12 protein-coding genes, 1 pseudogene and 1 riboswitch are annotated in these 12,276 nt (G+C 35.5%); all 13 genes and pseudogenes read left to right on the top strand.

All coding sequences use genetic code 11. The features are described from left to right. The 13 genes and pseudogenes from JCM21714_RS09295 to JCM21714_RS21340 all read left to right on the top strand — a co-directional run bounded on the left by JCM21714_RS09295 (position 1) and on the right by JCM21714_RS21340 (position 11,847). A complete protein-coding gene (locus JCM21714_RS09295; RefSeq protein WP_035723689.1) occupies positions 1 to 1,623 on the top strand; it encodes a response regulator transcription factor in 1,623 nt (540 codons plus the stop codon). A gap of 18 nt (positions 1,624 to 1,641) precedes the next feature. Continuing rightward, the gene (locus JCM21714_RS23980) at positions 1,642 to 1,929 is read left to right on the top strand and encodes a family 43 glycosylhydrolase (RefSeq protein WP_369403521.1); all 288 of its coding nucleotides are present in this window, start codon (positions 1,642 to 1,644) and stop codon (positions 1,927 to 1,929) included. Further along, positions 1,895 to 2,545: a glycoside hydrolase family 43 protein gene (locus JCM21714_RS09290; protein WP_369403520.1), complete on the top strand. Its 651-nt coding sequence runs from the start codon at positions 1,895 to 1,897 to the stop codon at positions 2,543 to 2,545. Before JCM21714_RS23980 ends, JCM21714_RS09290 begins: the two co-directional genes overlap by 35 nt. Further along, the gene (locus tag JCM21714_RS09285) at positions 2,538 to 4,193 is read left to right on the top strand and encodes a glycoside hydrolase family 65 (RefSeq protein ID WP_235182737.1); all 1,656 of its coding nucleotides are present in this window, start codon (positions 2,538 to 2,540) and stop codon (positions 4,191 to 4,193) included. The genes JCM21714_RS09290 and JCM21714_RS09285 overlap by 8 nt, the downstream gene beginning before the upstream one ends. Further along, positions 4,187 to 4,537 (top strand): hypothetical protein, encoded by a 351-nt coding sequence (locus tag JCM21714_RS21350; RefSeq protein WP_235182736.1) that lies wholly within the window; start codon positions 4,187 to 4,189, stop codon positions 4,535 to 4,537. Before JCM21714_RS09285 ends, JCM21714_RS21350 begins: the two co-directional genes overlap by 7 nt. Positions 4,538 to 4,992: 455 nt before the next feature. Beyond that, on the top strand, positions 4,993 to 5,538 hold the full coding sequence (locus tag JCM21714_RS23975) for a hypothetical protein (RefSeq protein WP_369403527.1): 546 nt from the start codon (positions 4,993 to 4,995) through the stop codon (positions 5,536 to 5,538). Then, complete coding sequence (locus JCM21714_RS23970; RefSeq protein WP_369403519.1) at positions 5,429 to 5,776, top strand: Na+/H+ antiporter NhaC family protein; 348 nt, start codon at positions 5,429 to 5,431, stop codon at positions 5,774 to 5,776. Before JCM21714_RS23975 ends, JCM21714_RS23970 begins: the two co-directional genes overlap by 110 nt. Next, positions 5,715 to 6,443 (top strand): Na+/H+ antiporter NhaC family protein, encoded by a 729-nt coding sequence (locus JCM21714_RS23965; RefSeq protein WP_369403518.1) that lies wholly within the window; start codon positions 5,715 to 5,717, stop codon positions 6,441 to 6,443. The genes JCM21714_RS23970 and JCM21714_RS23965 overlap by 62 nt, the downstream gene beginning before the upstream one ends. A 128-nt stretch (positions 6,444 to 6,571) precedes the next feature. Beyond that, positions 6,572 to 6,862, top strand: a complete 291-nt coding sequence (locus tag JCM21714_RS09275) for an LPxTATN C-terminal sorting signal domain (RefSeq protein WP_035723687.1) — start codon at positions 6,572 to 6,574, stop codon at positions 6,860 to 6,862. Positions 6,863 to 7,012: 150 nt separating this feature from the next. Then, a complete protein-coding gene (locus JCM21714_RS18315; protein ID WP_052000496.1) occupies positions 7,013 to 9,733 on the top strand; it encodes a choice-of-anchor I family protein in 2,721 nt (906 codons plus the stop codon). A gap of 147 nt (positions 9,734 to 9,880) precedes the next feature. Then, a pseudogene (locus JCM21714_RS09265) lies at positions 9,881 to 10,367 on the top strand (PH domain-containing protein). After that, complete coding sequence (locus tag JCM21714_RS09260) at positions 10,367 to 11,713, top strand: PH domain-containing protein (protein WP_052000495.1); 1,347 nt, start codon at positions 10,367 to 10,369, stop codon at positions 11,711 to 11,713. The pseudogene JCM21714_RS09265 and the gene JCM21714_RS09260 overlap by 1 nt, the downstream one beginning before the upstream one ends. Beyond that, the gene (locus JCM21714_RS21340; protein WP_235182735.1) at positions 11,692 to 11,847 is read left to right on the top strand and encodes a hypothetical protein; all 156 of its coding nucleotides are present in this window, start codon (positions 11,692 to 11,694) and stop codon (positions 11,845 to 11,847) included. Before JCM21714_RS09260 ends, JCM21714_RS21340 begins: the two co-directional genes overlap by 22 nt. A gap of 151 nt (positions 11,848 to 11,998) precedes the next feature. After that, positions 11,999 to 12,096: riboswitch (guanidine-I (ykkC/yxkD leader) on the top strand. Positions 12,097 to 12,276: the final 180 nt, after the last annotated feature.

Genomic DNA, 12,276 nt, shown 5'->3' with positions numbered 1-12,276 from the left:
ATGAAATCCATACTAATCATAGATGATGAATTATCTGTGAGAGAAGGGTTAACGAAGCATGTCAATTGGGAAAGATTACAGATTCAGGTGATAGGTACTGCAAGTAATGGGAAACAAGCATTACAGAAGATGGAAGAACAGCTGCCTGATATTGTGATCACGGATATTTATATGCCAGAAATGGATGGTTTAACGTTAATCAAAGAGGTTAATGAAAAGCATCCATATATTTCTATTATTATCCATAGTGGCTATAATCATTTCGATAACGCAAGAAAAGCAATTCAATATGGTGTCAAGCATTTTTTCCTTAAGCCTTCTCCTGTTACTGAAATCGAGACGGTTTTACAAGAAGTAGTGCAGGAAATCGAAGCAGAAGAAATGCAACAAACAATTTTAGAAACCTACCGTGAACAACGCCCAGTCTATTTGACTTTTCGAAAGGATAGCTTCATACGTAATCTCTTATTTAATCGTTATGTTTCCAAAGATCTAACGGCAGAAAGTCAGGAATTAATAGGGGGGTTAGTGCTGAAACACCCCCAAATTGTTACTTCGATTATGATTAATCGCCCACCATATTTAACGAAAGTGCATGAGCGGGATTGGCAATTGTTAAAATTTAGTGTAGGAAATATCTTATCTGAAACAATGAAACATTTTAGTGAGGAAAATAAATTAACAACACATCTAGTCGATTATTCAGATTCCACTTATGTGATGGTTGTTTTCTTACCTGAGAACTCCCTTTACTTGGAACAGTTAAATGATCAACTTGTTCATAAGATGCTGGAAAATGTATTATATTACTTAAAAGTATCTGTAATGTTAGGCGTAAGTTCCATTAAATCTAATTTACATCTCCTGACAGATGCTTATTTGGAAAGTATGCAAGCATTGGAAGTAGCAGAGTATGAAGAATGGAATAAGGTTTATTATTACCAGGATACTAAAAGCAGGGCATCCAGCGAGGTGTTTGTCTATCCTTTTGAAACAATAAAAGAAATCCATGGAAAGATTGCCGATAAGGAGTATGAGCAGTTGTTAGCCATATGGCACCGATTTGTAAACGGTTTATCGGAAGAGAAGTATTCCCCCCCTTTCTATATGATTCAAACGATTTCGATTAATATTCTTAGTGCGTTAATGATGGACGATCATTCAATGGAACACATTGATGAGAAACCGTTAGAAAAATCCTCTATATTAATTGAGGTGTATAACTATAATACGATTAATAAATTATTATCATGGACAACGGAACAGTTAACAAAATGGGTAGAGCATTCCAAAGAGAAGTTAGCAAGTAAAAAAACAAGCAAACTAGTGGAACGTGTAAAAGAACATATTCATCAATATTACGATCAGGAAATTACTCTAACAGAAATTGCTGACTCCTTTTATGTGAATCGCAATTATTTATCACAGTTATTTAAAAAAATAACTGGTGAAACTTTTGTGAATTACCTCAATAACTATCGAATTGCAAAAGCGAAGGAATTATTAAAGGAAAAAAGATATATGGTGTATGAAGTTAGTGAAATGGTTGGTTATCAAAATTCCACTTATTTCAGTCAAGTATTTAAAGCGATTACAGGTGTTAGTCCATCCGAGTATTTCTAATTAAGGGAGAGAATATTATTGAAACCGAATCAGGAAGTACAGATCCGTGATCCATTTATCTACGTCGATCGCAAAGAAAATAAATATTATATGTATGGAAGTACGGATCAAAATATATGGGGGGGAAAAGGAACAGGATTTGACGTCTGGATTGGCAATGATTTAGAAAATTGGGTAGGACCATATCCGGTATTTCGACCAGATCTAAATTTTTACTCTGATGAGAACTTCTGGGCACCGGAAGTGCATTATTATCAGGGGGGCTTATTATATGTTTGCCACCTTTTTATTAAAAGAAAGTGGTAAGCGTGGAACTGCTATCTTAAAATCAGACTCTTTAACAGGACCCTTTCATCCTCACAGTGATGAAATCGTTACACCTAAGGACTGGTTCTCGTTAGATGGCACCTTATACATTGATGAAGGAGGAATGCCATGGATGGTCTTTTGTCATGAATGGATTCAAGTGGGTGATGGCGAAATTTGTGCTGTTCGGTTGAGTAAGGATTTAAAAAAGTCGACGGGAGAACCTGTTACACTTTTTGCTGCTTCTGAAGCACCTTGGGCAACTTCTTTTCAACATAAAACAAGGAATACACGAAAGAATTATGTAACGGATGGTCCATATATATATCGAGCTGAAAATGGGGGGGAGTTACTGTTACTTTGGGCTAGCTTCGTAGATAATATTTATGCACAGGGGGGGATTTCGCGCTCCTCGACCAGAAAAATTACAGGCCCATGGATTCATGATGAAAAACCATTATTTTCGAGTGACGGAGGACATGGAATGTTATTTCATGATCTACATAATCAATTATATTTAACGCTTCATTCTCCAAATAAAACCCCGAATGAACGGCCAGTTTTTATTAAAATGATAGATAGCAATGGCGGTATTAGGAGGCAAGATGATGAATAAAAAGGAAATCGTTGATAAACACTCGCCAATAATTAAGTTGATAGAACCAAGAGCTCCTTTATCAATTGGTAACGGTGATTTTGGAATGTCAGTGGATTTTACTGGATTACAATCCTTTCCAGACGCCTACGTTGCACCACTTAGTACGCAATCAAATTGGGGGGGATGGCATGCTGCAGGTGGAGATCATCTCTATACCTTAGAAGATTTAAAGATGCAAACCTATCAGGGTTCTCAATATCCTCTTTTTCCAGAAGGTGAAGACGTGGCCTATCATTGGTTAAGACAGAATCCACATAGACTCCAGCTTGGCCAAATTGGTTTTTGCTTTTATGATAAAAAAGGTAGAGTTATAGCATTTGAGAAAATAGAACCAATCGTACAGCATTTAGTACTTTGGGAAGGGAAAATCACTAGTGAATTTCTGGTAGATGGGAAAAAAGTAAAGGTGAAAATTTGCTGTGATCCAGAACTGGATATTATCGCTGTTTCAGTAATATCCCAGCTAATGAAAGTAGGCCAGCTTTCTATTGAGTTAGCTTTTCCAAGTCCAACTGTTACCGATCAGAAATGGGAAAAAACGTTGAAATTAAAGTGGGAGAAAGAAGGACATCAAACCAAAGTTTCGCAACTAGAGGAACAGATGGCAGTTTTTAATAGAGAAATGGACGATACGAATTATCTTGTTCAATGGAACTGGAATCAAGGTGTACTGAAACAGGAAAAAGAGCATATTTTTGCATTAATTCCTGATACAGAAGTATGCGAATTTACGCTTTCCTTTACAGAAAAGGGAACAGTTAATAAGTCAGTAGAGGAAGTGTTCACTGCCGCCAAGTCTTATTGGGAAAGATTCTGGTCAGATAGTGGCTTTCTTTCTTTTCAGGGCAGTAAGGACACGAGAAAAGATGAACTGGAAAGACGTGTGATTTTATCTCAATATTTACTTGCTGTTCATAGTGGTGGGTCGATACCACCACAGGAAACAGGTTTTATGTATAATAGTTGGTTTGGTAAACTTCATTTAGAAATGCATTGGTGGCATGCCAGCCATTTTCCATTATGGGGGGGAAGAGCCGCTGTTTTGCAGAAAAGTATGGATTGGTATTTTAAAATTTTACCAAAAGCGTATCAGCTTGCACAATCACAAGGATACCAGGGAGCGAGATGGCCAAAAATGGTGGCCAGAGAAGGTGATCAAACACCATCACCAATAGCACCAGGTTTAATCTGGCAACAGCCTCATCCGATTAGCCTGTTGGAATTATGCTATCAAGATAATAAAGATCAGCTTTTTTTAGAAAAGTATCAAGAAATCGTGTTTGCTTCGGCAGACTTTATGGCCTCATTCGCTAGATATGATAAGGAACGGGATGTGTACCATCTTGGACCGGGGGGGATCATACCAGCACAAGAAAATCATCGAATGGAGGAAAGTTTAAATCCATCATATGAATTAGAATATTGGCACTATGGTTTGTCAGTAGCAATCGAATGGTGCGATCGTTTGGGTAAGAATACTCCTAATGAGTGGCAAAACGTAAAAGCTAAATTAGCAAAACCAGCGACTAAGGACGGCGTCTATATTGCTCATCAAAACTGCAGAAATACCTTTACTGAAAAAAATCATGATCATCCTCAATGGTAGCCTCGTATGGTGTGTTGTCAGGAGAATTGATTGACAAAGATGTCATGCTTCAAACTTTACATAAGGTAAAAGAGGAATGGAAGTGGGAGACTGCCTGGGGGGGATGGGATTTTCCAATGTGTGCAATGACAGCAGCAAGGTTAGGTGAACTAGAGTTAGCGGTTGACTTTTTGTTAATGGAGCAAGGCAAAAATACGTATTTAATCAATGGCCACAACTATCAGCATGATGCATTAACTGCATATCTTCCAGGTAATGGAGGTTTATTAACTGCCGTAGCGATGATGGCAACGAAGTGGGGGGGATTCCCTGAAGAATGGGAAGTGGAGTATGAGGGGGGTTGAAAGATTTAATGAAATAATCTTAAGATCAGTAAAATAAATGACCTTCTTCACAGGAAAAGATCTGCTGTTCACGGGATAAGCTATTTTTACCAGTGAAATCGATATCTTTTCCCGTGAACAGTGAGATAATTCCAGTGAACAACAGTACATATCCCGTGAACAATCCTCTCATTTAAAAAAATATTATCTTCCTTGTTTTAAAAAAAGGGATGACAGTTAAGCGAAAAATTGATAAACTATTTTAGTATATAAAATGGCGAGATCAGAACAGTAATAGACTTTGTTCTATTGCTGTTTTTTTCTGTGCATATTTGGTAAGGATAGATATAGTGGAGGTAATGTTATGGAGGGTACGATATATTCGCTGATTCCTGCGGTCTTAATGTTGATATTAGTTCTTTTTACAAGAAAGATTTTACTGTCATTGGGGGACAGGCATCATTGTTGGTGCATTATTGATTCATGAATTTGATATAATAGCGAGTCTTCAACAAATCTGGCTGGTTTTTCGAGATATTTTCTATACATCGGCTGGCTGGAATTTAAGCAGTATTTATTTATTAGGATTTTTACTATTATTAGGGATTATGACAGTAATTATGACCGCATCCGGTGCTAGTAAAGCATTTGGTAATTGGGCAATAGAGAAGGTAAAAACAAGACGTGGTGCGCAGCTAGTTCCAGCTTTCTTAGGTGTACTAATTTTTATTGATGATTATTTTAATAGCTTAGCGGTTGGACAAGTATCAAGACCGTTAACCGATCGCTATAAAATATCTCGTGTAAAATTAGCTTATTTTATTGATTCGACTTCAGCTCCTGTAACAGTATTAACACCGATATCCAGTTGGGGGAGCATATATAATCGGAACGTTAGGCTCTATTTTCGCAGTGACAGAAATAACTGCCTTTCAGCCATTAGAAGCTTTCGTCAAAATGATACCGTTGAATATGTATGCATTTGCGGCATTATTATTAGTGTTTTTAGTTGCATTGTTTAACTTTGATATTGGGGCTATGAAAACCCATGAAAAGAGAGCGATGCAGACTGGTCATGTAGTAGATCCATTAAAAAATACGATGTCAGCAGAAATGGAAGAGAATGCGCTCATAAACAAAAATGGACAAATGAAGCATCTTTTAATTCCTATCGTTGTTTTAGTTTTATCCACAGTAGATGATGCTATTAACTGGATATTTAGCAACAGAAGGAACAGCAACCATTCTCACTATGTTTGAAAATACAAATGTCAATTTATCTTTGTTTGTTGGTGGTTTAATTGCAGTTTTGATAGGATTTGTTTTGTATTTATTATTAAAAGGTAAGAAACTTTCTGGCTGGAAAGTTATCAAAGATGGTTCGCTCTCGATGATGCCCGCTATTTATATTTTGATCTTAGCTTGGATGATTGGCTCCATCATTGAATTAATTGATACAGGTGGATATTTAGCAAAACTGGTCGAACAATTTGCACTTAATGTGAATTATCTTTCCTTAATATTCTTTATTATTGCAGGATTTATGGCATTAGCAACAGGTACTTCCTGGGGGGGGACGTTTGGAATCATGCTTCCAATTGCAGCACAGATTGCTGTAGTCTATGATGTGGAATTAGTTTTACCAGCTATGGCAGCAGTGTTGGCAGGTTCAGTTTTTGGTGATCATTGCTCACCAATTTCTGATACATCAATATTATCGTCGACAGGTGCAGGAGCTAACCACTTAGATCACGTCATCACACAGTTACCATATGCTTTTATTAGTGCATTTGCAGCAGGAATTGGCTATTTTATATTTGGTATGACAGGGATAATACTGATTTCACTGATTAGTACATTGGTGACGGTCATCGTTATAGTTATGCTAGTCATTTGGCAAAAAAACATATCAGTTGGAAAGCAATAATTAACCATACGATATAAAGATAAAAAAGCTCAGATTTTTTCTGAGCCTTTTCGCTATATGCAATAATAAATTTCCTTAATAAATATAAAAGAGGTTGACTAAATATAACATAAGTTATTCGTTCAAATATGATATTTTCTATATATAATGTTGGATATAATCAACTACCACATCCAAGTTTCTTTATTGGAACTGGCATGAGTGAGCCTCCAACACCAGCAATTTATACAGGAGAAGAAATTGTTGCTCCCGAAGAACCAGGTGGAGAAAATCCAGGTGGAGACACGTCAGATGAATCAGATTTACCAGATACAGCAACCAATACTTTCAATTGGTTACTAGCAAGTCTATTGCTTATACTTTCAGGAACAGCAATCTGGTTGTTTGCAAGAAAAAGAAAAAATAGAGAAATAAAATAATAAGATATCAAACCTAGGAGAAAAATTAAAATTTTCTCCTAGGTTTTTATTTTTCATAAGTTCACTTTACAAATAATTAACATTAAAGACAAGTTATCTTCATAAAACACATATAGAATAATAGATGAATATTGAAAAAGGAGAGGAAAAATGAAGAATTCTGTGATTATCGTACTATCTTTGTCATTTCTTCTTATGTTATCAACATTTTCACCAGCAATAACAGCTGCAGAAGAATTAACCTATTACTCTGAGAATGATCAATCTTTAGCCATCACATGGTTAGGACGTTATGCAAGTAAAGCTCCAATCAATGATGGAGGAACGGAAATAGTTACATATGATCCCAATACATATTATGCCTACTCTGTAAATGGATCTGATAAAACTTTAGACATTATAGATTTGTCTGTATTAAAGAATGGCGATACAGATATTCCCTTAGTGAAGAAAATTAAACTCAGTGATTTTGGTATCAATGCGGGAGATTTAACGAGTGTGACAATTGATCCCGAAAGTAGATTTATTGCCGTGTCAGTACCAGCAGAAAATAAAATCGAGAATGGTCATATTGTTTTTCTGTCTACTGATGGTGAAGTGTTAACATCAGTTGAAGTTGGAGCTTTACCAGATATGGTGACGATTACACCAAATGGTAATAAAGTATTAGTAGCGAATGAAGGTGAACCAAGTGAGGATTATTCGATAAATCCAGAAGGTTCGGTAACCATTATAGATATTTCGAATGGAATTGAAAAAGGTGAGAAATTATCTGCTAAAACTGCAAGATTTACTGATGAAGTAGTAGAAGAAGGTGTTCGAAAAGTACATCCGGGGAGTTCACATGCGGAAGACTTAGAGCCAGAATATATCGTTATAGATGATGCCAGTCAATATGGTTATGTGGTTTTACAGGAAGCGAATGCCATTGCTAAACTTGACATTGCTTCTGGTCAATTCCTTACAGTGAAAAGTTTAGGGTATAAAGACTTTTCTATATCCCCTAACAAATTAGACGCTTCGGACAAAGATGATGCAATCAATATTCGCAATTGGCCTGTACTCTCCATTTATCAGCCAGATGGAATGGATATTATAGATATCAATGGCAAAACCTATATCTTAACAGCAAATGAAGGAGATACTCAAGATTGGGATGGTTTCTCTGAAGAAGTAAGAGTAGAAGATTTAGTTGATGATTATCAGCTTAATGCAGATCTCTATGAAGGTTATACACAAGAAGAATTAGATCAATTAGTCGATAATGGTCTGTTTGATAAAAAACAATTAAGTAGATTAAAAACTTCCATTTCACATCCTGTAAATGAAGAAGGAAAATATGAAGCAATATATGGATTTGGAGGTCGCTCGTTCTCTATTTGGGACGCTAATTCACTGGAATTAGTATATGACAGTGGGTCTGATTTTGAAGAAAAAATAGCAGCTTTTCAACCAGATTATTTCCATAGTAATAATGATGAGGATGTCTTTGAATCAAGAAGCGATGACAAAGGTGTGGAACCTGAAAGTGTGATAACTGGAGAAATAAATGGGACGAACTATGCTTTTGTTGGTTTAGAACGTCAAGGCGGTATCATGGTCTATGATTTAACTGATCCTACTTCACCACAATTTGACAATTATTTTTCTTCACGGATATTTAATGGCATAGATGAAGAAGTTACATCAGCTAGTGGTGATGTGGCACCAGAAGGTTTGACGTTTATCTCAGCTGATCAGAGTCCGACAGGTAAGTCGATCCTATTAGCAGCGCATGAAGTAAGTGGTACAATTGCAGCCTATGAATTAGGATTGTCATCAGATTCTAGAATTGGTGATTTAACAGTTGATAATGGTAAATTAAGTCCTGGTTTTTCATCTGACCGATTTGAATATCAAATGGAAGTTGCTAACCATGTAGATCAAATTCATTTTTCGTCTGAGACAAAGTCCCCTGGTACAAAAGTGCATATTAATGGGAACGATCCAGATAGTAGTGTTGCTCTTGATGTAGGTGATAATAAAGTTAACATTGAAGCAGTGGCAGAGGACGGATCTATTTCAAACTATGTTGTTCATGTAAAAAGATTGTCAAATAGTATAAGAGAAGAATTACAACAAAAGGGTGATGAACTAATCATTCAAACGGATTTATCCTACTTAGATGAGATGTCAGAATTAATTTTAACTATCCCTGAAGGTAGCGAATCAATAAATAAAATTATCTTTTCAGCGGAACAATTACAGCTATTAAAAGATAAAAATGTCACCATCAAAGTTCAAAAAGCAAAAGTGCATCTCGCATTTGATTTGAAATCCTTTTCTGTAGATGACGATTTAACATTAATAATCGATAAGCTAGATGAAAATGAAGTAGATAAAGCTGAGTTTGCACATTCCGATATTTATCGTTTCGAATTTGTTCAAGCAAATCAATTCATCCGGTCTTTTGAAACACCTGTTACACTCTCACTTAAAGTAGATCAGCAACAAGAGGCCTTAAAAATCTATAATTGGAATAATGATGCAAAACAGTGGAATATGGTAGGTGGCGAGATAGCAGGTGAATGGCTTGTTGCAGAAACAGATCACTTTAGTATTTTTACAGTATTTGAACCAGGAGATTTAGCAGAAGAGGATAAGGAAGGTAACAATGACAACCCAGATCCTTCTCCAGTTGAAAAAGATACTACCACAGCTTCACCGAAAGAAGAAAATAACGATGGCGCGCAACAAAATGAACAAACAAATAAAACTTTACCGGAAACTGCAACAAATATGTATACGGTTCTCTTAATTGGTGGACTGCTTATAATAGTAGGAATAGTGTTAGTTGCAGTGAGAAAACATAAGAAATTTACTAATGAATAAATAAACCGGGCCTTTGCCCGGTTTATTTATTGTCTTCTACGACTTGTACTGCGATTATCAAATGAATAATCCTAGAAATTTATTAAAAAGTAATTATTTCCCTTAGTCTGACAGTATGATATTATGAAGTGAAAAAGGATGCTGTAGATGAATCAACCACTATTAGAACACAAATTATCTGCTAATATGCCAAAGGTAAGAATGATTTCCGATACGATTGGTAATATAATTGGTTTTATCGTATTAGGAGTCATATTTGGAGTGGATGCTTATTTTAAATGGCCAAATTGGATGGAATGGATACTATATGGTCTATTGGTGTTTACGATTATTGGGACGATCTGGGCATTCATAGAACCAAAATATTTATACAAAAGTTGGCGATATCAGATTGATGAGGACTATTTGCAACTCACTTATGGCATTTTTAAAAAACAGTGGGTAACCCCCCCTCACCAAAATACAATCTGTATCAACGAGTCAGGGTCCAATTATGAAGGGTTATCATATACGTTCTTTAAGAGTAGAGACGATGGGTTCTTCACACGAGATACCAGCCTTAGATGAACCTATTGCTTTAGAAGTAAGAGAAAAAATTGCAATTCTAGCAAAATTAAAGGAAGTGGATGAATAATGAGGTATCATCCATTAACCACACTTTACCGAATCTATCAGCTAGCAAAAAACAGTTTGCTTTTTGCTATCTTTATATTTGTAATAAAAGGAGGTTCTGACTTTTGGCTATATAAATATGGTCGATATGTCTTCATTGCTTTTATTATCTTGCGTTTTCTATACATATTAGTAAGTTGGTGGAAGGAAACTTATGAATGGGACAAACAATCCTTTCATTTTAAAAAAGGAGTATTTGTAAAACGTGTTAGTACGATTCCTTTCTCTAAAATTCAAAATATCACGAGGCAAACAAACCTTTTCCATAGAGTATTCCGTTTAACGTCTCTTACTCTTGAGACAGCTATGGATGGGGGGGAAGATGATACAATTAAGTTCGAAGTAGTGACTAAGGATCATGCGTCCTTTCTAATAAATCTCCTTGAGGTGGAGGAGAAAGAGACCTATGAAGATACATCGGAACAAATACTTGCTTTAGAGCAAAAGAAAGAAAAGGATGTTAAGACAATTCATTTTGAACCAACTAGTCGTGATTTATGGAAAGCTAGTTTTACATCTTTGAGTTTTTTGGCTATTATTCCGATAATGGCAGGTTTATATGATTATGTTGAACCTTTTTTACCACAGTTTAAAGGGTTCTGGTCCTTTTTTTCGCAAAGTAATTGGTTGATCGCTATATTAAGTATTGCAGCTGTAATTATCGCTGTTTCATTTGGAATAGTAAGAACTTTTACCAGATTCGGGAAGTACAGAATCTCTTCGAATGAACGATATATCTTTATAGATAGAGGAATAGTAGATCAAAGTAACTTTGCGATTGAAAAACGAAAAATACAAGGTTTACAACTGAGGCAACCGTTTATGAAAAGGGTGTTTGGCTTGGTAGAAGTAACATTAATAAGTACAGCTAGTCCAAATGCTAATGATGGTAATGTTAGCATTAATTCACTTTACCCCTTTTTACCTGTTCATGAAGCATACGCGTTAGTTGAACAATTATTACCGGAATATAAATTAAACCATTCTATGACACGTTTGCCTAAAAGAACTTTATTTATTAAATTATTGCGACTTAGTTATCTATGGGTAATAGCAACAGGGCTATTATTTTATTTTAAACCAACGCCTTTTGATATAAATGTAGCATGGTGGATATATTCACTAGTATTGTTAGGAGTTATCATCATTCAGCGTGTCTTGGATTATAAACAAACCAAATATATGATTGATAACGATCAGGTTCAGTGGTGGCAAGGTGGACTAACTACTCAAATGTTTGTTACGAGAAGACAGAGAGTAATAGAAATTGCGACCTCTCAATCTCTTTGCAAAAGTTATTTAATGTAACTACTATTCAAATGATGAATCGCTCAACCCCCCCTGTGCATATTGACATCATTAAGGATGTTCCAGTAGAATTTGCTCATTTCTATCGGCAATGGTATCAGGAACGGAAATGGAAAATAAATATAGATAAATAGAGTTAATCTAGTGATTTTTTCACTAGTATTATCAATGTTTAATGTTAAGATAAAGCTATAATGACTATTGACTACTGGTCAGTGTACTATTAATTTCACAAGGAAGCATAATCTGGTATAGTAGAAATAGAAGAAATAAAAACATAAATAATTAACGGTTTTCTAGGGTTCCGCAATTATTAAATTGGTCTGGTCCAAGAGAAAACACACAGTTTGACTGTGACACGGAAGGATAAAAGCCTGGGAGAGTACAATTTCTCTTAGGCTTTTTATCATTTTAGAAGCTAATTTTCTTATGAAACGTAAATGTTAACCCTGAAGTATATTCAATAGTATTTAGATCTGCAATTCAACATTATTAAATATTTTTTCCAATTAGGTAATATTGTTGATGGGAATTGTAGATTAAGTTGTAAAATATGTTAGTTC

The organism is Gracilibacillus boraciitolerans JCM 21714, assembly GCF_000521485.1.
GTDB lineage: Bacteria > Bacillota > Bacilli > Bacillales > Amphibacillaceae > Gracilibacillus > Gracilibacillus boraciitolerans.
This window is presented reverse-complemented; position numbering and strand designations above follow the sequence as displayed.

What these genes read in the sequence shown, in the direction of transcription:
- JCM21714_RS09295 (WP_035723689.1), top strand. Translation starts at nt 1, where the DNA reads ATGAAATCCATACTAATCATAGATGATGAATTATCTGTGAGAGAAGGG.
- JCM21714_RS09290 (WP_369403520.1), top strand. Translation starts at nt 1,895, where the DNA reads ATGTTTGCCACCTTTTTATTAAAAGAAAGTGGTAAGCGTGGAACTGCT.
- JCM21714_RS09285 (WP_235182737.1), top strand. Translation starts at nt 2,538, where the DNA reads ATGAATAAAAAGGAAATCGTTGATAAACACTCGCCAATAATTAAGTTG.
- JCM21714_RS21350 (WP_235182736.1), top strand. Translation starts at nt 4,187, where the DNA reads ATGGTAGCCTCGTATGGTGTGTTGTCAGGAGAATTGATTGACAAAGAT.
- JCM21714_RS23965 (WP_369403518.1), top strand. Translation starts at nt 5,715, where the DNA reads ATGATGCTATTAACTGGATATTTAGCAACAGAAGGAACAGCAACCATT.
- JCM21714_RS09275 (WP_035723687.1), top strand. Translation starts at nt 6,572, where the DNA reads ATGATATTTTCTATATATAATGTTGGATATAATCAACTACCACATCCA.
- JCM21714_RS18315 (WP_052000496.1), top strand. Translation starts at nt 7,013, where the DNA reads ATGAAGAATTCTGTGATTATCGTACTATCTTTGTCATTTCTTCTTATG.
- JCM21714_RS09260 (WP_052000495.1), top strand. Translation starts at nt 10,367, where the DNA reads ATGAGGTATCATCCATTAACCACACTTTACCGAATCTATCAGCTAGCA.